The 22,042-nt window shown below is 34.0% G+C and carries 21 protein-coding genes; 17 read left to right on the top strand and 4 right to left on the bottom strand.

Annotated features, from left to right (window positions below; translation table 11 throughout):
- Positions 1-145 precede the first annotated feature (145 nt).
- The 8 genes from hflX to NQ499_RS08690 all read left to right on the top strand — a co-directional run bounded on the left by hflX (position 146) and on the right by NQ499_RS08690 (position 7,961).
- On the top strand, positions 146-1,351 hold the full coding sequence (gene hflX / locus NQ499_RS08725; RefSeq protein ID WP_006504687.1) for a GTPase HflX: 1,206 nt from the start codon (positions 146-148) through the stop codon (positions 1,349-1,351).
- Positions 1,352-1,483: 132 nt separating this feature from the next.
- On the top strand, positions 1,484-2,896 hold the full coding sequence (locus NQ499_RS08720) for a glycoside hydrolase family 1 protein (protein ID WP_006504686.1): 1,413 nt from the start codon (positions 1,484-1,486) through the stop codon (positions 2,894-2,896).
- Between the two features lie 137 nt (positions 2,897-3,033).
- Entirely contained in the window at positions 3,034-4,344 is a 1,311-nt protein-coding gene (rsxC, locus tag NQ499_RS08715; RefSeq protein ID WP_259848483.1) for an electron transport complex subunit RsxC, read from the top strand.
- 9 nt (positions 4,345-4,353) lie between these two features.
- Positions 4,354-5,283, top strand: coding sequence for an RnfABCDGE type electron transport complex subunit D (locus tag NQ499_RS08710; RefSeq protein WP_006504684.1), 930 nt, complete (start codon positions 4,354-4,356; stop codon positions 5,281-5,283).
- Positions 5,280-5,900, top strand: coding sequence for an RnfABCDGE type electron transport complex subunit G (locus NQ499_RS08705; protein WP_006504683.1), 621 nt, complete (start codon positions 5,280-5,282; stop codon positions 5,898-5,900). Before NQ499_RS08710 ends, NQ499_RS08705 begins: the two co-directional genes overlap by 4 nt.
- A complete protein-coding gene (gene rsxE / locus NQ499_RS08700; RefSeq protein WP_006504682.1) occupies positions 5,893-6,591 on the top strand; it encodes an electron transport complex subunit RsxE in 699 nt (232 codons plus the stop codon). The genes NQ499_RS08705 and rsxE overlap by 8 nt, the downstream gene beginning before the upstream one ends.
- The gene (gene rsxA / locus NQ499_RS08695; RefSeq protein ID WP_006504681.1) at positions 6,588-7,160 is read left to right on the top strand and encodes an electron transport complex subunit RsxA; all 573 of its coding nucleotides are present in this window, start codon (positions 6,588-6,590) and stop codon (positions 7,158-7,160) included. Before rsxE ends, rsxA begins: the two co-directional genes overlap by 4 nt.
- 15 nt (positions 7,161-7,175) lie before the next feature.
- Complete coding sequence (locus NQ499_RS08690; protein WP_202898364.1) at positions 7,176-7,961, top strand: RnfABCDGE type electron transport complex subunit B; 786 nt, start codon at positions 7,176-7,178, stop codon at positions 7,959-7,961.
- 24 nt (positions 7,962-7,985) lie between these two features.
- Here NQ499_RS08690 and NQ499_RS08685 read toward each other — a convergent pair whose 3' ends face one another.
- The gene (locus NQ499_RS08685) at positions 7,986-8,954 is read right to left on the bottom strand and encodes an FAD:protein FMN transferase (protein ID WP_006504414.1); all 969 of its coding nucleotides are present in this window, start codon (positions 8,952-8,954) and stop codon (positions 7,986-7,988) included.
- A gap of 37 nt (positions 8,955-8,991) precedes the next feature.
- Here NQ499_RS08685 and NQ499_RS08680 point away from each other — a divergent pair, with 37 nt between their 5' ends.
- From NQ499_RS08680 to NQ499_RS08660, 5 genes are all read left to right on the top strand, one after another.
- The gene (locus NQ499_RS08680; protein WP_006504413.1) at positions 8,992-9,345 is read left to right on the top strand and encodes a NusG domain II-containing protein; all 354 of its coding nucleotides are present in this window, start codon (positions 8,992-8,994) and stop codon (positions 9,343-9,345) included.
- Complete coding sequence (locus NQ499_RS08675) at positions 9,314-9,838, top strand: Gx transporter family protein (RefSeq protein ID WP_238319809.1); 525 nt, start codon at positions 9,314-9,316, stop codon at positions 9,836-9,838. Before NQ499_RS08680 ends, NQ499_RS08675 begins: the two co-directional genes overlap by 32 nt.
- 77 nt (positions 9,839-9,915) lie before the next feature.
- Positions 9,916-11,274 (top strand): sodium-dependent transporter, encoded by a 1,359-nt coding sequence (locus NQ499_RS08670; RefSeq protein WP_006504411.1) that lies wholly within the window; start codon positions 9,916-9,918, stop codon positions 11,272-11,274.
- A gap of 76 nt (positions 11,275-11,350) precedes the next feature.
- A complete protein-coding gene (locus NQ499_RS08665) occupies positions 11,351-12,268 on the top strand; it encodes a toprim domain-containing protein (protein WP_040389546.1) in 918 nt (305 codons plus the stop codon).
- Positions 12,269-12,282: 14 nt separating this feature from the next.
- Positions 12,283-12,756 carry an LURP-one-related/scramblase family protein gene (locus NQ499_RS08660; RefSeq protein ID WP_006504409.1) on the top strand — a complete coding sequence of 158 codons (474 nt, stop codon included), beginning with the start codon at positions 12,283-12,285 and terminating at the stop codon, positions 12,754-12,756.
- Positions 12,757-12,780: 24 nt separating this feature from the next.
- Here NQ499_RS08660 and NQ499_RS08655 read toward each other — a convergent pair whose 3' ends face one another.
- Complete coding sequence (locus NQ499_RS08655) at positions 12,781-14,241, bottom strand: C69 family dipeptidase (RefSeq protein WP_006504408.1); 1,461 nt, start codon at positions 14,239-14,241, stop codon at positions 12,781-12,783.
- 114 nt (positions 14,242-14,355) lie between these two features.
- Between NQ499_RS08655 and NQ499_RS08650 the strand changes: the two genes are divergently transcribed.
- Both NQ499_RS08650 and NQ499_RS08645 read left to right on the top strand, forming a co-directional pair.
- On the top strand, positions 14,356-14,808 hold the full coding sequence (locus tag NQ499_RS08650) for an RNA polymerase sigma factor (RefSeq protein ID WP_006504407.1): 453 nt from the start codon (positions 14,356-14,358) through the stop codon (positions 14,806-14,808).
- Complete coding sequence (locus tag NQ499_RS08645) at positions 14,801-15,916, top strand: hypothetical protein (RefSeq protein WP_155812553.1); 1,116 nt, start codon at positions 14,801-14,803, stop codon at positions 15,914-15,916. The genes NQ499_RS08650 and NQ499_RS08645 overlap by 8 nt, the downstream gene beginning before the upstream one ends.
- A gap of 37 nt (positions 15,917-15,953) precedes the next feature.
- Here NQ499_RS08645 and NQ499_RS08640 read toward each other — a convergent pair whose 3' ends face one another.
- Complete coding sequence (locus NQ499_RS08640; protein WP_040389545.1) at positions 15,954-18,005, bottom strand: elongation factor G; 2,052 nt, start codon at positions 18,003-18,005, stop codon at positions 15,954-15,956.
- Between the two features lie 320 nt (positions 18,006-18,325).
- Here NQ499_RS08640 and NQ499_RS08635 point away from each other — a divergent pair, with 320 nt between their 5' ends.
- Positions 18,326-19,735, top strand: a complete 1,410-nt coding sequence (locus tag NQ499_RS08635; protein WP_006504404.1) for a PTS sugar transporter subunit IIC — start codon at positions 18,326-18,328, stop codon at positions 19,733-19,735.
- A 67-nt stretch (positions 19,736-19,802) separates the two neighbouring features.
- Positions 19,803-20,654, top strand: a complete 852-nt coding sequence (locus NQ499_RS08630) for a MurR/RpiR family transcriptional regulator (RefSeq protein WP_006504403.1) — start codon at positions 19,803-19,805, stop codon at positions 20,652-20,654.
- A 42-nt stretch (positions 20,655-20,696) separates the two neighbouring features.
- On the opposite strand, the gene NQ499_RS08625 is transcribed toward NQ499_RS08630, so the two are convergent.
- Positions 20,697-21,926, bottom strand: coding sequence for an aminotransferase class I/II-fold pyridoxal phosphate-dependent enzyme (locus NQ499_RS08625; RefSeq protein WP_006504402.1), 1,230 nt, complete (start codon positions 21,924-21,926; stop codon positions 20,697-20,699).
- Positions 21,927-22,042: the final 116 nt, after the last annotated feature.

Here is a 22,042-nt window from a genome sequence, read left to right as displayed (position 1 = left end):
GCCTATTATAATATAAATTGAATAAGTTATCACTATCTCTTTAGATATCTATAATATTAGAAGAATTCTTTTCTAAAACTCGTGTTATAATAGACACGAGTCCAAAGAAAGGAATTCTTCTTTTTTAAGTAGAATAAGAGTATCAATGAAAGCTATATTAGTTATGACATCGGACAATCCCTTCTACATAGATGAACTCAAATCATTATGTATTGCATGTGATATTGAAGTAGAAGATGTTGTTATTCAGAAATTAGAAAAAATTAATCCTGCCACTTATATTGGTAAAGGTAAAATAGAAGAAATCAGATTAAGATTAGATGGAGAAATGGTTATCTTTGATGATGAACTATCGCCATTACAGGTAAAGAACCTTACTGATCAATTACAAACAGAAGTAACAGATCGTACAGATTTAATTCTTCGTATATTTGAACAGCGTGCACAGACAAAAGAAGCAAAATTACAGGTAGAAATAGCCAGAGACCAATATTTATTACCAAGACTTGCGGGAATGCAGGAACATATGTCACATCAGCAAGGTGGTTCTGGGTTTAGAGGATCTGGTGAAAAACAGATTGAGTTAGATCGTCGTATTATCTCTAGAAAGTTGTCCCGTTCTAGAAAAGAACTGGCACAGATTGTAAAACAAAGACAAACACAAAGAGAAAGACGTAAACGTAATAATGTCCCTGTGATTGCCTTGGTCGGTTATACAAATAGTGGAAAGTCTACTTTGCTTAATACTTTATGTCAGAATAAAGAGAAAAAAGTATTTGAGAAGGATATGTTATTTGCAACATTACAGACTTCTACTAGAAATATAAAGATTAAGAATCATACATGCTTGCTTACTGATACAGTTGGTTTTATTGAACGTTTACCACACAATCTGATTCAGGCATTCCGTTCCACTTTAGAAGAAGTGAAAGAAGCAGATTTATTACTCCATGTTGTTGATTCAAGTTTTGAAGATTATCAATTACAGGTTGATACAACCAATAAGGTATTAGAAGAATTAGGTGTTGAAAATACACCTATGATCTATGTGTACAACAAGGTTGATTTAAATAAGTATGGTTATGTACATCCTGTAGCTCCCTATGTTTTTATATCTGCGAAGGAAAAGATTGGTTTAGACTTGTTAGAAGATGAAATAAGTCATATCCTCTTTAAGGATTATGAAACTTTCCAATTAGGTATTCCTTATGATAAGGGGGAAGATTTCAAATATCTCTATGAGCATACCTATGTGGAACAGGTTGACTATCGCGATGATTATATCTATTTACAGATAGAAGCTAAAAGACAGGATATTAAAGACTATCTTATGTACATCCTTTTAAATTAATGAAACGGGGTTTCATTAATTAATCATTTTTTGTATATTTTATGAAACGTTATAATAATCAACCCTGAAACAGTTTACATTTGTGGGGCGTGATTGATAGGATGTGTTCATAAGATAAAGGAGACACATAAAATGGAAAGAAAAATGCCAAAAGATTTTTACTGGGGTGGTTCAGTATCATCATTCCAGACTGAAGGACACAGAAATGAAGGGGGAAAGGGTGTTTGTATCTATGACGTAAGACCTATGAACCCTGAATTCTCTGACTGGAACGATGCAATTGATGAATACACTCGTTATGATGAAGATATTGCTTTAATGAAAGGTATGGGATTCAACTTCTATCGTTTCTCAATCTGCTGGAGCCGTATCATTCCTAATGGTACATTAGATGAACCAGTAAACGAAGAAGGTGTAAAGTTCTACAGTGATTTAATTGATAAGCTACTTGCTGCAGGCATTGAACCAATGATCACTTTAGTACATTTCGATATGCCTTATCATCTTGTAAAGAACTACAATGGTTTTGCTTCAAGATATGTTGTAGACTGTTTTGAAAGATATGCAAAAGTTTGTATTGAAAGATTCGGTGATAGAGTGAAACATTGGATGTCATTCAATGAACAGAACCTTCATTCAATGATGTTAAGAGTTTCTAACGCTGAAGAAATTCCTGAAGGTGTAAGTCTTCCTAAACATTTATATCAGGTAAACCACAATGTTATGATGGCTCATTGTAAAGCAGTACGTGCTTTAAGAGAAATGCAGCTAGATGCTAAGTTCTGTGGTATGGGTGCCATCACTAATATTTATGCTTATGATAATAGCCCAGAAAATAATTTATTCGCCTCTCAGGCTTATAACTTATTAAATGGTTATCTTGTTGATACATTTGCACAGGGTAAATATCCTGATTACTGGAATGCTTACTTAGAAAATCGTGGATGGATGCCTACATTTGAAGAAGGCGATGAAGAACTATTAAAATATACTGTAGACTATATCGCATTCTCTTATTATCGTTCTAATACAGTTAAGACTGGTGTCTTTGATTATGAAAGACCCGCTTGTGACTGTGTGAATGAACAGCAGATCCAGAATCCTCATTGTGAAGCCAATGAATGGCATTGGGAAATCGATCCAGTTGGATTCAGATGGACTTTAAATGATTTACATCATAGAACAGGTTTACCAGTATTCGTACTTGAAAATGGTATTGGATGGCGTGAAGATATGACTCAGGAAGAAGTAGACAAAATGCTTGCTGAAGGTCGTACAATCGAAGATGATTATCGTATTAATTATCATAGAGACCATATTCGTGAAATGGAAAACGCAATGTTTGAAGATGGTGTAGACTGCTTAGGTTATATTACTTGGGGACCAATCGATATCCTAGCTAGTATGTGTAATATGGATAAGCGTTATGGATTTGTTTATGTTAATAGAACAAATAAAGATTTAAGAGATATGAAACGTATTCCAAAGAAATCTTATAATTATATCAAGAAAGTATTTGAATCTAACGGTGCTGATTTAGACTAATACTTGCTTCGACCATGCTCAATGCATGGTCTTTTTTTATGTGAATTTATAAACGTCTAGTGAATAAATTAACTTAATGTAAAGGCTTTCATTTTTCCTCGCATCGTCCTAAAATAGTATTAAAGGAGATTTGAGATATGATTACTTTTAGAGGTGGCGTCCATCCCTATGATGGAAAAGAATATACGAAAGATAAACAAATAGAAAAATTAGAAGCCAGTCAGGAGGTTGTTTTTTTAATGAAACAGCATATTGGTGCACCAAGTATTCCTGTAGTAAAGGTTAAAGATGAAGTGCATGTAGGTACATTGATTGCTCAGGCGGGTGGTTATGTATCAGCCAATATAATGTCTTCTGTCTCTGGTATTGTGAAACGTATTGAAAAAAGACAGGATGCATCAGGTCATTATCAGGATGCAGTCGTTATAGAAAATGATGGAAATTATACATCGGATTATGAGGCACATGAAAATAATATCGATACACTTACTTTTGAAGAAAAGATAGAAAAAGTAAAAAATGCAGGTGTAGTTGGCCTAGGTGGGGCAGGGTTCCCAACACATGTGAAGCTCAATGTAAAAGAACCAGAAAAAATAGAATATGTTATTGTGAATGGAGCTGAGTGTGAGCCTTATCTTACATCTGACTATCGTTTGATGCTTGAAAGATCTAAAGAACTGATTGAAGGATTAAAGATCATGTTAACTCTTTATCCTCATGCTGTTGGCTATATTGGAATCGAAGATAATAAGAAAGAAGCGATTCATACATTAGAAAAACTATGCGAACATGAAGAAAGAATAAGCGTTAAAGTATTGAAGACCAAATATCCACAGGGTGGAGAAAGAATGTTGATAGAAGCATTGACTGGAAGAAGACTCAATTCAAAGATGCTTCCTCTTGATGTGGGTTGTATTGTAGATAATGTGGCCACAGTTCTTGCGATTAGAGATGCGATTAAATATGATCGTCCTTTAATTTCTACAGTCATGACTCTTACAGGAGAAGGAGTAAATACTCCTTGTAATGTAGAGGTTCCTGTAGGAACTGATTTCCAGTTTATTGTTGAATCGCGTGGCGGTTTGAAAGAGAATGTAGAGAAAATCATCAGTGGAGGTCCAATGATGGGTAGTTCACTTATTTCTCTTCATATTCCTGCAATAAAGACAAGCAGTTCTATTCTTGCTTTTACTCATGATGAAGTGGCATTAAATACGCCTACAGCTTGTATTAGATGTGGACGCTGTATAGATGCCTGTCCAAGTCATCTCATTCCTCAAAAGCTAAATCAAGCTTCTTTGAAGAATGATATCAATACATTCATACAACTGAATGGTATGGAATGTATAGAATGTGGATGCTGCAGTTATGTATGTCCTGCAAAAAGAAATATGACACAGGCTATTAGAAAATGTAAGTCAATTGTTGCATCTCTTAAAAGAAAGTAGGGGAATGTTATGAATAAACTATTACATACATCATCATCACCTCATGTACGTGATCAAACAGATACAACACGTATTATGATTGATGTCATTATCGCCTTGATGCCTGCAACACTTTATGGAATTTATCAATTTAAGTTAAATGCAGCACTTATTGTCGTTGTATCAGTGCTTACTTGTGTATTATCTGAATATCTATTTGAATACTTTATGAAGAAGCCTATTACAATCAAGGATTGTTCTGCAATTGTAACAGGACTCATTCTTGCATTAAATCTTCCATCCACTGTTCCTTTATGGATACCAGTCATTGGTGCTCTATTTGCGATTATTATTGTGAAACAGTTATATGGTGGACTAGGACAGAATTTTATGAATCCTGCCTTGGCAGCACGCTGTTTCTTGCTTATTTCATTTACTGGACGAATGACAAATTTCGTCTTTGATGGTATCACTACTGCAACGCCACTCGCAATTCTTGAAACGAGATCTCATTATGACTTGTTCCGTTTATTTATCGGTACAACAGCAGGGACTATTGGTGAAACATCCACTTTGATGATTCTACTAGGTGGCGCTTATATGTTAGTAAAGAGAGTCATTAAACCAACTATACCAGTGGCTTATCTTCTATCTTTCTCACTCTTTACGCTTATTTTTTCACCATTCCGTTTTGATTTCTATTACCTCGCATGTCAGTTATGTGGAGGAGGCTTAATGCTTGGCTGCTTCTTTATGGCCACTGATTATGTGACAACACCTATTAATTTTGAAGGCCAGATTGTTTTTGGTATTTTAATAGGAATACTCACTGGTTTATTTAGATTTTTTGGGACAACCACAGAAGGTGTTTCTTATGCGATTATTCTAGGTAATCTTGTTGTACCTCTTATTGAGAAATATACACTTCTCTATAAAACAAAGAGGGCGGTGGTATCATGAATATAAAGAGAATCATCAAGGATACATGCATCTTATTTATCATTACTATTGTATCTGGATGTCTCCTTGGTTTTGTTTATAATTCTACAAAAGATAAAATAGCCGCAAAACAGGAAGAAACAAAGCTTCTTGCCTATAAGCAGGTTATGAGTGAAGCAGATGATTTCAAGGCAGATTACAGTAAACTCATTCAACAGAGTCCAAAGCTTCTTACAAAAGATTACGGTAAAAATGGTATTGAAATCACTAATGCTTTAGGGGCTTATAAAGATAATAAACTACAAGGCTATGTTATTCAGGTAACTGATAAAGATGGCTTTGGTGGTGAAATAGAACTTATTATTGGAATTGATTTGAATAAACAGATTAAAGGTGTAGAAATCTTATCTATTAATGAAACAGTAGGGCTTGGTATGAACGCGAAGAATGAATCTTTTAGATTACAATATTTGAATAAGAAGGTGGATTCATTTGTCATTACTAAAACAGGTAAAGAGAAGGATAATGAGATTGATTCTCTTTCTAGTGCCACTATTACTTCTAAAGCTGTCACAAATGGTGTCAATGGTGCCCTTGATTTCTATGATCTGTTGAAAGGTGATGGACAACATGAATAAATATATCAAGCCAGTCTATAATGGCATTATTAAAGAAAATCCTACATTTGTCTTGATGTTAGGTATGTGTCCAACTCTTGCTGTTACAACTTCAGCTATGAGTGGGATGGGTATGGGACTTACGACAATGGCTGTACTTATTATGAGTAACTTTGTGATTTCCGCATTACGTAAGATTATTCCTGAACGTGTTAGAATTCCAGCTTATATAGTCATCGTGGCCACTCTTGTGACTGTTGTACAGCTCCTATTACAGGCAAATCTTCCATCTTTATATGATACATTAGGTATTTATATTCCTCTTATTGTAGTTAACTGTATTATTCTGGGCCGTGCAGAAGCCTTTGCATCTAAGAATAATCCTATTCTTTCTATATTAGATGGTGTAGGTATGGGTTTAGGATTTACTTTAGCCCTTACCTGCATTGGACTCGTGAGAGAACTTTTAGGTGCTGGTACTGCTTTTGGTTATACAATCATGCCAAAAGCCTATGAACCTATTTCTATTTTTATCATGGCTCCAGGGGCATTCTTTGTCTTATCCATGTTAACCGCAATACAAAATAAATTAAAACTACCAAGTGCAACCAATATTGAACATTCTTCTACACTTGAATGTGGTGGGGATTGCACACATTGTCATGGTATTACTTGCTTTGAAGAATATAAGAAGGAGGCGCAGAAAAAATGAAAACATTACTTCTAACTTTAATTAGTGTCTCTTTAGTCAATAATGTTGTTTTATCTCAATTCTTAGGATTATGTCCATTCTTAGGTGTTTCTAAGAAAATAGAAACAGCAGCAGGTATGGGAGGTGCCGTTATATTCGTTATTACGATTGCTTCAGCTGTCACTTCACTTCTTTATCGATTATTAGTGAAATTCCATGTAGAATATCTAGAAACAATTGCGTTTATTCTTATTATTGCAGCACTTGTCCAATTAGTAGAATTATTCTTAAAGAAATATTCACAAGGGCTGTATCAGTCTCTAGGTGTTTATTTACCACTGATTACAACAAACTGTGCCGTACTTGGTGTGGCTTTGACGAATGTACAAAATCATTATAATTTCATCACAAGTGTTGTCGCTGGTTTTGGAACAGCTGTAGGCTTCACTATATCTATTATTATTCTTGCAGGAATTAGAGAAAGAATAGAAGATAATGATATTCCTCATAGCTTCAAAGGGTCTCCTATTGTATTGATTACTGCAGGTTTGATGGCCATTGCCTTTATTGGCTTTTCAGGCTTGATTTAAAGGGGGAGAATGAATATGAAGTCAATTATGATTGCAACTCTCCTTGTAGGTTTGATAGGGCTATTTATTGGAATAGTTCTTGGTATTGCGAGTGAGAAGTTTAAGGTTGTTGTAGATGAAAAAGAACAGAAAATCAGATCTGTTCTTCCAGGTAATAACTGTGGGGCCTGTGGTTATCCAGGGTGTGATGGTTTAGCTCATGCGATTGCAAAAGGAGAAGCACCTAGCAATCAATGTCCTGTAGGAGGTAATGAAGTAGGCGCAAAGATTGCTTCTATTTTAGGACAGCAAGCACAGGCAAGTACACGTTATACAGCCTTTGTGAAATGTAAGGGAACATGTGATAAAGTCACACCTGTGTCTGATTATACAGGTATTAAAGATTGTTTAAGTGCTGCATTAGTGCCAGGTAAAGGTGGTAAGATGTGTGTTTCAGGCTGTATTGGTTTAGGAAGCTGCGTACAGGCTTGTGATTTTGATGCAATCCATATTGTAGATGGTGTAGCTGTTGTAGATAAGGAAAAATGTAAAGGGTGTCAGAAATGTATGGAAGCATGTCCTAATCATCTGATTGAAATGGTACCTTATGATGCAATACATCGTGTTCAATGTAATTCTCATGATAAGGGAGCAGTTGTCACTAAAAGCTGTCAATCAGGTTGTATTGGCTGTCGCTTATGTACTAAAGTGTGTCCAAATGGAGCGATTACCGTCGATGATTTCTTAGCCCATATAGATTATTCTAAATGCACAAACTGTGGGGCATGTGTAGAAAAATGTCCTAGAAAAGTCATTCAATAAAAAAATCCCTTTATTGGGATTTTTTTAAGAGTGATTGAAGTTTTTTGTATAAGTGATTTGATTATTTGTATCAATAAAGCATGCTTCTACATCGTCTAGCGATTCAATCAGTGCTTTGCCTTTTTCGAGTCCTAAAGAGAAACATACAGTACTTAATGCATCACCCTGCATTGAAGAAGGGGATACAATAGTGACAGAAGCGAGTCCGTTATCATAACTATAACCCGTACGAGGGTTTAAAATATGATGATAAACATGATGGTTCACTTTTATCTGTCGTTGATAAATGCCACTTGTTACAACTGATTTATCTTCTATCTTAGTACTTATAATAGATGCATCTGTTTTTTGAGGATTGGTGATTCCAATACGATATCCTTCTGTCATCTTATCTCCGACACATAGGATATTACCGCCAAGATTAATCAAGGCATTATTGACTTTATGTTGGATTAAATACTCTTTAAGTTTATCTGCAATATATCCTTTTGCTATTGCACCTAAATCTATCATTGTATCAGGATTCTTATAGAGTATTCTTTTGTGATCACAGATAATATTTTGATAGTTGACTGATTGAAGACTTTCTTTTATGAGAGTTTCATCGGGCAAAGTGGCTTTATCACTCTTGAAATCCCACAAAGAACTCACAGCACCAATCGTAATATCAAAAGCACCTTTTGATAACTCACTATAATAAAGTCCCTGTTGAATGACAGAGGCGAGTTCGTTAGAAATAGTTTGATATTGGGTTTTATTCTTATTATGATTAATTTGATAGAGTTCACTATTTGTGTTCGTTGTAGAGAAAAGTAGTTCATATTTCTTACATAAATCAAAGCAGTTATTTAGAATCTTTTTTGAAGATGAATCATATAAAGTAATAGAGACAATTGTATCTAAACAGAACTCTTTTTGAGTAATGGGTTCATTATTAGGCTTACAGCCACTAAGTAAAGAAAAACATAGGATAAGTGAAAGTATTCTTTTCATAAAGTACCTCCTTATTCTATTATACAAGGAGTAAATAATGAAAAACAGAAAATATGATATTTATGTATTGGCTATTTTATTGATTATAGCTGCTGCTGGTTTTCTTCTTCGTCCTCAGTCCAAGAGTAATATGATTAAAATCACTTTAAACAAAGAAGTTTATGGCTATTATGATCTCAATAAAAACCAGACGATACATATTAATAAAGAGAATACATTAAAAATAGAAAATCATAAAATAAGAATGATTTCAGCCACCTGTCCAGATCATTTATGTATCAAGCAGGGGGCTATTAATAAAAAGGGGCAGAGTATCATCTGTCTTCCTCATAAACTCATTGTAGAGGTGGTGTCAGGAGATGAAAAACAACAAGATGATCAAGCATACTAAAGTCAGACAATTATGCTTTCTTGCAATATTCTGTACTATATCCATCATATTGAATTATATAGAAATGTTGTTTCCTATTTATTTAGGAATCCCTGGCGCAAAACTCGGCTTAGCTAATATTGTGTCTTTGACAATTCTTTTATGCTTTGGATTTAAATATGCATTGGGTGTCGCATTGCTTCGTATCTTTATTATAGGAATCACATTCACAAATCCTTATATGATGCTTTATAGCTTATCTGGAGGATTTCTTTCTATTGGTATTATGGCATTGATGGTAAAGACACATCTCTTCTCAAATATCGTTGTCTCTATAGTAGGAGGCGTATCTCATAATATAGGGCAGTTACTTGTTGCCTTTGTCTTCTTTTCTACCTCTGCCTTTGTCTATTATCTTCCATATTTAATATTACTTGGGATTGTATCAGGTACGGTGGTAGGAATAATTGCACAAATTATATATATTAAAATAAAAAGGCATATTATTGGGTAAAATATGGGAGTGAAATATTTCCATATTTTTTTGTATATGTTATTATAAGGCGGTATGTTTAAAAGAAGGGTGAAATTATGAAAGAACGTGAACAATTTAAATCAAGGATAGGCTTCCTGCTTCTTTCTGCAGGATGTGCTATTGGTATTGGAAATGTATGGAGATTCCCTTATGTTGTAGGACAAAATGGTGGAGGAATCTTTGTCTTCTTCTATTTGATTTTCTTGCTTCTTATTGGTGTTCCAATTCTAAGCATGGAATTCTCTGTGGGACGTGCAAGTGCAAAAAGTCCAGTTAAAGCTTATCAGGCTTTAGAAAAACCAGGGCAGAAGTGGCATTTACATGGTTATGTAGGATTATTAGGTAACTTCTGTTTAATGATCTACTATACTACAGTATCAGGATGGATGTTGAACTATTTCTATAAGTTCTTGACTGGTGGATTTACAGGAGTCAAAACATCTCAGGTTGCATCCGTTTTCCAAAATGTATTATCTAGTCCATCTCAGAATGTATTCTGGATGGTATTAGTTGTTGTTATTGGTATGTTAATATGTTCAATGGGATTACAGAACGGTGTAGAAAGAATTACAAAAGTCATGATGATTGGCTTACTTGGACTCATTGTAGTTCTTGCAGTACATGGTTTGACACTTGATAATGCGATGGCAGGTGTTAAATTCTATTTATATCCAGACTTTAATAAGATCAAACATATTGGCTTATTAAATGTGATTGTAGCGGCAATGAACCAGTCTTTCTTTACTTTAAGTATCGGTATTGGTTCAATGGCGATATTCGGTAGCTATTTAAAGAAAGATAAAACTCTTTTAGGGGAAGCAGTGAATGTTGCGGTGTTAGATACATTTGTTGCTATTGTGGCAGGTCTTATCATCTTTCCAGCATGTTTCTCATTTGGAGTAAATCCTGACAGCGGTCCTAGTCTGATTTTTATTACTTTACCTAATGTCTTTTTATCAATGACAGGAGGTAGAATCTGGGGTGCTCTATTCTTCATATTTATGGCTTTCGCATCATTATCTACAGTCATTGCAGTATTTGAAAATATTATTGCCTGCACAATGGAACTATGGAACATCACAAGAAAGAAATCAGTAATCATTAATTTGATTCTTATTACTGTATTCTCATTACCTTGTGCTTTAGGATTTAATGTCCTTGACTTCTTGCAGCCTCTTGGCAGTGGTTCAACAATATTAGATCTAGAAGACTTTATCGTAAGTAATCTTCTCTTACCACTTGGGTCTCTTGTTTATTTATTATTCTGTACATCTCGCCTAGGGTGGGGATTCAAGAATTATCAAACAGAAGCCAATATGGGGGATGGTCCTAAGATTCAGAACTGGATGCAGGGTTATCTTACAATTATATTACCTATTGCGGTCATATTCGTATTTATCAGCAGTTTGATGTAAACAGTGGATATTCCACTGTTTTTTTGTGATTTCTCCTAAATTATATGGAATATATTATATAGAGGAGGATCACTTAATGAAAAAAAGTCGTATAGAACATGTGAAGAAATATAGTATGCTTTCTCTTATAGAAGATTTAGGCTTTACTCTTGTTTATGAGAGTTCTAATTACTATCATCTTGAGGAACATGATTCATTAAAAATCAGAGTAAATATCAATAGATTCTATTGGTATTCAAAAGGATTTGGGGGAGACACGATTACGTTATGCCAGACATTGGGGTTAGAAAAGAGTCCAGAATTTCATTCTTTTATCTATACGATTCTTTATCTGGAAATGAGAATGTATGAGAATCCTCATCATGAATTTAAAAAGATTAAAAGACAAGAGAGAAAACTTGTTTTACCACGTAAAGATATTAATAATAAGAAGGTCTATTACTATTTATATGAAAGAGGCATTAGTCTCAATATTATTGATTACTTTATTAATCATGATTATCTCTATCAGGAATCAGTGCATCATAATCTTGTCTTTGTATCTTATAAAGGAAGTCAACCAGTATTCATAAGTAAAAGGGGAAGTGTGATAAATAATCGTTATATGCGTGAGCAGGTAGGAAATGATTATAACCATTGTTTTTATATATCGCATAACACGTCGCAGTTAATTGTGACTGAATCTATTATTGATATGATGTCTCTAATGACTTTAACTAACGATTTTAATAATTATGATTATCTATCATTGAATTCTGTCTCTCATTATCGTGCACTCTTTTATCATATAGAACATCAACCAATAGAAAGAGTCCTATTAAGATTAGACAATGATCAAGCAGGAAGAGGGGCAGTTCATACAATCGTTGATATTTTAAATAAGAACTATCCCTATATCAAAATAGATGTAGCCTATCCTTATAGGCATAAAGATTGGAATGATTATCTTGTTTATGGTATTAAGCAAAAAGAAAATGATATAATTATATTCTAGAGAGGATGAGATATATGAAACTTATATTAAAACAAAAGATCTTTAGTTTGATGGATAGTTATGATATCTATGATGAATATGATCAGGTTGTCTATACAGTAAGCAGTCGTCTTTCATGGGGTCATAAATTAGATGTATATAACCCATCAGGTCATTGTCTAGCAACCATTAAAGAAGAAATATTGACATTCATGCCAAGATTTAGTATCTACATAGATGATCATTATATCGGTTCATTCCAGAAGAAACTCAGTTTCCTATTTCCTAAATATGTCCTAGAATTTAACGACTGGTCTATTGATGGAGATTTTATGAACTGGAATTACACTATAAGCGATTCTTATCATGAAATTGCGACTATATCAAAAGAACTATTTCATTTTACAGATGTCTATGTCATTGATGTTCATAATAGCCAGGATGCACTATATGCATTACTTGTTGTACTTGCAATAGATGCTGAAAAGTGTTCAGCCTCAAATAACTAAAAAAAGAAGCCGAGGCTTCTTTTCTTATGCATCAGAACGGGCAAATTTATTCTTCATAGTAAAGCTTAATTCATCTAAGACAAGATGTAATGTTTTTGAAGTTTCCTTCTTCAACATATCAGCTGCCTTTTGATTGGCTTCATGTCTTAATTCTGTTTTTCTTGCTTCATCTGTTTCTTTTTCAATTAGTTCATCATATGTATGAATAATATGATGTGAATGAGATTGTACCACTCTTTGATAACGTTCAATATGGATGGCTGACTGTTTATCACATGCATCAGCCATAGCACCTATAAGTCTATTGGCCCAATAGAAGTTATCAGTAGATACTTCAGCAGTTGTATTGCTGTAATATTCAGGTACAGTATCAATATGAATATATAATGGAACAAGTGTATTAAATACATTTGAACCAAATGTAAACCATTCAATAGGTTCCTGGCCCTGTCTTACCTGTAATACAGATAAGAAGTCATTTCTATTGATTCCTACAGGACGTAATGCACCTTTATTAGATAAATCTCCACGCGTAATATATGGATCATAAGGCGTATTCTGGAAATGCGTTGATAATGCATATTTTACATCTTCTACAGTAATCTTTCTTTCAGGTACCATAGTCCAAGGAATATCATCAGAAAATGGTGTAAAGTCTGCATTTTCTCCATCCCATTTATAAGTATGTGGATTTAAATAACGTCTAATAAACCAATCACGTGGTGTGTTATAGACATGATCTGAATCATCATGTGAACCAAATGCATAACGTGCATTAAATGAATCATCTAGATTTAAACATAAATGATTCTTTTCAATAAATTCCTTTAAATCATCACTACATAAATGATTTTCTTGAGTAGTAAAAGCATCCTTTAAATCAAATGTATCAATACCTAACTGGTTAGGCATTACAACATAAGCATCATCTGGTACTCTTCTTGCAATCCAATGATGACCACCAATAGTTTCTAACCACCAGATTTCATCATGATCAGAGAAGGCAATTCCGTTCATTTCATATGTTCCATACTTTTCTAGCAGTGAACCAAGTCTTAATACACCTTCTCTTGCACTATGTATATAAGGTAATACAAGATAGACAATATCTTCTTCACCAATACCGCCTGGTGTATTTGTTTCTTCATCATATTCTACAAGTGGATCAGCCCCTAATACACGAGGATTAGAAGTGATTGTTTCTGTCGCTGTCATTGCGACTTCTGCTTCATTAATTCCACTTGCTGCCCAGATACCTTCACCTTTTAAGGCATTTGGCATCGCAGTATATCTCATTGGATTATCAGGTAATTGAATCTTTAAATGAGATAATACTGTTTCATAAACTCTATTTTGTTGTTCTGGATGAATCACTGCAAGTTTCTTTGGTGTAAATCTTGTAGATTGTGAATCATCATTTCTTGCGATTAAGGTAGAACCATCATAAGATGCATTCTTACCTACTAGTAATGTCGTACATGGCATACATTCATTCCTCCTTGTAGACTCTATTATAGACCTTAAAGTAAAATAATTCAGCACATATGTGCAACCAAATGGAGGGAATCATCGTATTAATAGTGAAGGGAGGGAAATATCATGACAATAGAAGATGTAATTGATACCTATGGGGATATGGTGACTCGCATTTGTATCATGAATTTGAGAAATAGTGATGATGCGAAAGACTGTTTTCAAGAAGTTTTCATTAAACTCTATAAGCACGGCATGATAGAAGACCATGATTATCTAAAACACTGGCTGATTCGTGTCACAATCAATACATGTAAGGATTATCGTCGTGTTTTCTATAAGAAGACAATTAATATAGAAGATGTGCTTATTCAAGATGAGAAGAAGGATTATGTATTACTTCCTGTGATATTAGATATGCCAACGCGTTATAAGAATGTACTTTATTTATATTACTATGAAGGATATAAAACAGATGAAATTTCAGAAATATTAAAGATGAATATCAATACAGTGAAATCAAGATTAAAAAGAGGAAGGGAGATACTAAAGAAGAAAGTGGGTGAGGATGATGAATAAATGGAAGGAATTTGATGATATTCATACGCCAGAAGATTGGAAGAAGATCACATATACACAAAAGAAAAAACATTATTCATTTTCTATGGTTTTAACAACTGTTATTGTATGTATTTCTTTAATAACTGTCAGTGCATTTCATTCTGATATGTCAGAATGGCTGACAAATCACTTTTCTAAAGAGGATATTCATCCTGTTGAGAATGTGGCTTTTAAGGATATCAGATGGGGTGAGGCCCCTTTTGGATATACATATACTAAGGATGATAAAATAAAAAATATCTATCTTATGCATCATAATCAAATCAAACTACAAAAACCACGTACATATAAGGGTGTTTATAAGAAACCATTCTCTTTTAGATATGTGCAATATCATCATGATATTTTCATGTATGATTTTTCAGGTTATGTAGAGTATGGTGTCAATCGTATATTCAATAATACTGTTTATTTATGTACAAAAAAGAATGATATCATAGCCTTGAATATGAAGACAGGAAATATTGAAGCAATAACCACTGATCATCGTTCTGTAAATCCATACCTATCACCTCATGGACGTTATCTACTTATTAATAAGCAGAATGAGTATTGGACAATCTATGATACAGTCAATAAGACAGAAAAGATTGTACCTGATATGTGTGGGTATGCTTTATCAAATGAACATTCATTTTATGGTGATGATTATATTATTACTTATGGTGATGATTATACGATTGTGATTGATTGTGCAACGCAGAAGGTGGTTGAAAAATGGAATGGTATTACTGAATTTGCGTCTGCATTTGAATTAGTAGATAATACAATCATTAATCATGTTACTAGAAAGAGTTGTGAAATAAAGGAAGAAAATTATCGTATAAAAATTGCAAGTTCTACAAGTCAATATCTTCTTATCACAAAGGAAAATGAAGATTCTTTCTATGATAAGCATGTCAATTATTATCTCTATGATATTCAAAAGAATAGCTATGTTCCATTATCTTTACCATTTAAAAATGGTGTTGATATTTCACTCTATGAATATGAAGGAGAAAACAAATTGATCATCTATGATGATAAACAAAGCTATTTAGTCAATCTTCAATCATTGTTCCAATAGAAAAGCGGGGGAGTTTTAATTGAACTCCCTCGCTTCATTATTTATTTAAAATCTTTTTTACTACATTTGCGGGTGCAAATTCATAATCAAGGAATTCCATTTCAAAGACACCCTGGCCTTGAGTCATAGAACGAAGATCAACTGCATAGTTCATCACTTCACTCATAGGTGCTTCTGCAATAATCTTAATTAATCCATCTTCAAATACATCAGAACCGATAACTCTCGCACGTAATGTATTTAAATGACTCATAATATCACCTGTAAACTCATCATCAATAATAACCTTCATCTTCATATATGGTTCAAGTAATGCAGGATCTGCTTTAGGCATCGCTTCCTTGAAGCACATAGATGTTGCAGTCTTAAAGGCCATTTCAGAAGAGTCAACAGAATGATAGGCACCATCAATAAGAGTTGCTTCAATACCTAATACTGGATAACCACCTAAGCATCCTGCTTTCACACTTTCAATAAGTCCCTTTTCAACAGCAGGGAAATAAGTACGAGGTACAGCACCACCAAATATTTCTTCCTTAAAAATATAAGGCTTATCATAATCACGAGAAGGTTTGAAAGTAATTTCTACTTCACCAAACTGTCCATGACCACCAGACTGTTTCTTATATCTTGTTCTTTGAGTGACTTCCTTTTTGATTGTTTCACGATAAGGAATCTTGACATCTTCAAACTTTGCTTCTACTTTAAATCTTGCTTTTAATTTATTGAGCACTGTATCAAGATGAATATCACCAATACCAGATAAGCATTGTTGCTTTGTTTCTTCGTTATATTCATAAACTAAAGTAGGATCCTCTTCGAGTAATCTATTAATCGCATTCGCAATCTTTTCTTCATTGCTCTTACCAAGAGGTACAATCGCTTTCTTATAATATGGTTTAGAATATTCTGTATCAGGAATAAGAATAGGAGAACGTGGATCACATAATGTATCATTTGTATGACATGTAGTTGAACGTGTAAATGCACCAATTTCCCCTGCATGAAGTTTATCTACTTCAATCAAGTTTTTACCCATAGGCTGATAAATCTTCACAATCTTTTCATCTTCTTTTTCTTTTGGATTATAAAGAGTCATACCTGCATATAAAGTACCACTTGTTACTTTGAAATAAGAAGTCTTACCTACAAATGGATCAGTAATTGTCTTGAAGACAAATAAGCTTGTAGGTGAATCTTCATTACATTCTAAAATCTTTTCATCGTCTTTCTTTAAATCTTTTACAATAAGTGCATTCTTTGGATGATTGGCTGAATCAAAGAAAGCACACATAGAATTTAAGATAATACTAATACCAATACGATCAGTACCACAAAGTACAGGAATCAAACTACCATCAGTTACACCCTGTCTTAATGCATTAGAAATCTCTTCTTTTGTGAAAGGTTCTTCTTCTAAATATTTTTCAAGTAATTCATCACTTGTATTCGCTACGGCTTCATCAATCATTGCTTTGATTGGTAATACTTCATCCATCATATCTTCAGGAATAGGGGCCTCATGTGTCTGACCATTTTCAAACATACGTCCTTCCATCTTTGCAACATTGACATAACCAATCATCTTGTTATTATCCATGATTGGTACCTGTATTGGGGCAATACCCTTACCATAAGTATCTTTTAACTGCTGAAGCTTTGTAGGATAATCACTATTTGGATTGTCTAATCCATTAATATAGATGATCTTACCTTTATCTCTTGCCTTATACATTGCTTGTTTTGTACCTGCTGAAATACCAGCATAACTTGGACAAATAATTAAAGCAGATTCACAAACAGATAAAGCTGCTTCTGTTTCACCTACGAAGTCAAAAGTACCAGGAACATCTATTAAATTAATCTTACAGTTATCCCATTCAATCGGAATGATTGATAAATTAATAGAAGATTGACGTGCAATCTCCTCAGCACTATAGTCACTAATTGTATTACCACTTTGGATATTACCAATCTGACCAATTGCTCCAGCACGGTAAGCCATTGTTTCTACTATACTTGTCTTACCACATCCAGAATGTCCTAAAACAGCTACATTTCCAATTTCGTGCGCATGATAATCTCTCATAAACATCTACCACCTTTCTAATGCACTTCTATGTAATGTAAATCTATAAAAATATTTTATCATACATCATTTTAATAATGGAAAATAATCACTGTTTTAAAAAAAGTTTTCTAAAATAAGGAGTGAATGGGTATAATGGAAGTGAAAGTACTTTGGTAAATAGATTATAACTGTATCATATTTACAAGATGATGATATGTGAAAAAGAGTTCTTTGTAACAATCGTGCTCGTGATAGCGCATCCATGGACTTACATTTCAGATTGTGTAAAATAGTACCTGTACAAGAGTTACGCCAACTCTTGAAAGGGAGGAAATTAAATGGACGCTTTTGCTGATAAGCTAGGACGTGTCGGTGCTTGGTGTGGTCAGAATAAGTACTTGAATGCAATCAAGAATGCATTCCAGAACTTTATGCCAGCTACAATCTCAGGTGCCGTTGGTGTTCTTTGGACAAACGTTTTAGTAAACGAAACAACAGGTTTAGGTGCTTTATGGTCTCCAATTATGGTTCTTAAAGTTCTTAACCCAATTTTTACTGCTATGCAGTATGCTACAATCTCATGTATTACTATTGGTATTACTATGTTACTTGCTTCTGAAATTGCTGAAGCAAATGGTGAAACTGGTGCTTACCCAGCTGTATTAGGATTCATCTTATGGATGATGGTAACTCCAACTTCATTTGCTGCAAAAGATTTATCTGCTTCATTCATCGATAAAGCTGGTAAATCTCATGGTTATACTTTAGGTGATTTTATCAACGTAACAGGTGCGGCTGCTAAAAATAAGATTACAGCTGATAGCTTCACTTACAGTGGTATCTTATCTAACTATACTGCTGCAACTGGTTTATTCACAGGTCTTATCGTTGCAATCGTTGGTATGGAACTTTACAATATGTTCCGTAAGAATGATGCATTAAAGATCAAGATGCCAGAACAGGTTCCACCTGGAGTTGCTCGTGCATTCGAAGTATTAATCCCAACTTGCTTAACTGCAATCGTTGTTGGTGCTGTTGGATTAGTATGTCAGTTAGCTACTGGTGCTGAATTAAACGCATTTATCTTTAATGTCGTTCAGAAACCATTACAGAGCTTAATTGGTAACAATATCTTTGCAGTTGCTATTCTTTATGTAATTATCTCATTATTCTGGTGCGTAGGTATTCATGGTAACAACATGGTTGCTGCTGTTAAGGAACCAATCTTCAGACCATTACTATATGCTAACACAGCTGCATATACTTCAGGTGCTGCTCAGAAGGACATTCCATATGTAATGAACTTAACTATGTTACAGATGTTTGGTGAATTCGGTGGTTCTGGTGTTACTATCGGTTTAGTAATCGCAATTCTTATCTTCTCTAAACGTGAAGATAACAGAACTATCGCTGGTATCTCTGTCGTTCCAGGTTTATTCAACATCAACGAAACTATGACATTTGGTGTGCCTCTAGTATTGAACCCAATTCTAGATATTCCATTTATCTTAGCTCCAGTAGTTACACTTGTTGTAGGTTATCTATTAGTTTCTAGTGGATTCTGTCCTAAGATCGTACTTGAAGTACCTTGGACAATGCCACCAGTATTCTTAGGATTCTTATGTACAGGTGGTAAACTAATGGGTGCTGTATCACAGTTAATCGTTATCGCATTATCTGTTGTAATCTATACACCATTCTTGATTGCTTACGAAAAATATCAGGCTAAACAGTCTGAGGCTGAATAATCAATCATTTCTAGGTACTTTCTAGGCGGGAAAGTACCTTTTTTATGCGTATAAGGGAGGAAAAGTTATGTTATTAGATGAACTTATAGAATCTGGAGGAAACCTTCAGAAAGGTATTGAATTAAATACAAAACTCAGTGATGCTGAAAAATCAATCTGTCAGTATATTATCGAACATTTAGATCAGGTGCCTTATATGTCTTCAAGAGAATTAGCACGTTTGACTTATTCTAATCCAACATCTATATTAAGACTCTCTAGAAAGTTCGGTTATGCCAATTTTAATGACTTTAAATTTGATATTGTATTAAAACTACGTGATATGCATATGCCTAAAGTAGAACTTAACAAAAATGATAGTGGCTTAGAATGTATTAATAAAACAGCACAGCTTTATGATAATGTAATCGCGCGTACAAAAAATAATATATCACTTGCACAATATGATGAAATTATTGATGTATTAAATAAATGTGAGGCAATTGATATTATTGCGACAGATATGAACGCAAATATTGCGCATTATGCGCAACATGTTTTGATGCCAATTGGTAAACAAATTCATGTTTATGAAAATCAGGACTTACAGGTACATGCTAGTCTAAATGTTCCATCAACTCATGTTGTTATCTTGGTCACTAAAACTGGCTTTAAACGACATATTCTGGATAATGCACGTATATTATGCCGTAGAGGTATTACAACTATTGCGATTACACCAGATGATAAAGGACCAATCTCTAAATGTGTCACATATACAATCAAGGCAGAAAGCAATGAGACATTTGTGAAATTACGAGATGTTATTTTCAGTATTTCTACTAAGTTTATCTTTGATTTATTCTTTACATCTTTATGTGCTATCAACTATGAGAATACATTGAATTCGGATGAATTTTACAATAAAACTGTTGGTTAAAACAAATAAAAAGGATTGAGCCATTGACTCAATCCTTTTGCCTTACTGAATGGTATCCAAGATATCCTTCATTTTCTTTGCTAGACCTTTAGTCTTTTCTACTGATAATGAACAGATAGCGACACGAATACCAAGATTGACCTTTACAGTAAAGATATTATTTGCCATTAAAGCTTCATGATATTTATCACGAGTTTCATTATCCATAGCAAGTGTAACGAAGAAACCTTCTTTATATGGATAATACTTTAATCCTACTTCATCGGCCTCAGTTGTGAAGATATCTCCTCTTTCTTTTAATAAGTGAACATATTTTAATCTTTCCTGATCATATTCTTCACAGTGGTTATCTAATACATCTACAAATGTTTCCATTGCTCCATTGTTGATATTTGACCAAGTTGCACGAGCATTCTTTTCAAATACGATCTTTACCTGATTCACTGATTCTTTCTTCTGACCTAAGATGATTGCTGCACCACATCTTAAACCATAGCTTGTCATTGACTTAGATAATGAGAATGAAACAACCACAATCACATTATCGCTGATCTTGTCAAACTGACCAAAATAAGTCTTAGCTTCTTTCTGGCGGCTTGAGAAATCAATATAAGCAATATCATTTAATAATACAACGGCATGAGTCTTGCTGCATTCATTTAAGAAAGTAATCACTTCATCCCATTCTTCATGAGTTAAAGAATAACCAGTAGGGTTATGACAAGGGTCATTGATGACAATCACTAACTTATTCTGTTTCTTCATTGTTTCAAGGCATGTTTCCTTGAAAGAAGCAATATTGAAATGATCTCCTTCAAATAAAGAATACTTAGCCATTTCAAGATTGTGCATCTGAGCCATTAATGCATAACTACCCCATGCAATTTCAGGTAGGATGACAGTCTGACCTTCATCTAAACATTCTTGAATAGTCATAGATACAGCACCAGTTCCTCCTGGAGTTGCCACTACTTCATGTTCAAGATGGCTATTACCATCTAATACCCAATCATAAGCCTTTTGTCTAAAAGTAGGGTTACCAGTAAAGCTTGCTGCATACTTTGCAAGAACCTTATTATCAAGATTCTTTAAAGAATTGAAGACACTGTCCAATGCGACAAGCTGACCTTCTTCATTATATAAAGAACCGATAGTTGCATCTACAACCTGATCAGCTCCATACTTTTCTTTCGCTTCCTTTGCTTTCGCAACAATAGTAAATACGGTATCTACTATTGGCTGCTGATTTACGCTATCTTTTACGAAATTCATACGTTATCCTCCGTTTGTTTAGTAATATAGATACTATTCTAATACGCTAATGCGTTTGAAACAAGTCAACAAAGCGATATTTCTCATTTGTTTCACAAAATCATTGTATTTTAATG

Source organism: Catenibacterium mitsuokai, assembly GCF_025148785.1.
Taxonomy (GTDB): Bacteria; Bacillota_I; Bacilli_A; order Erysipelotrichales; family Coprobacillaceae; genus Catenibacterium; species Catenibacterium mitsuoka.
This window is presented reverse-complemented; position numbering and strand designations above follow the sequence as displayed.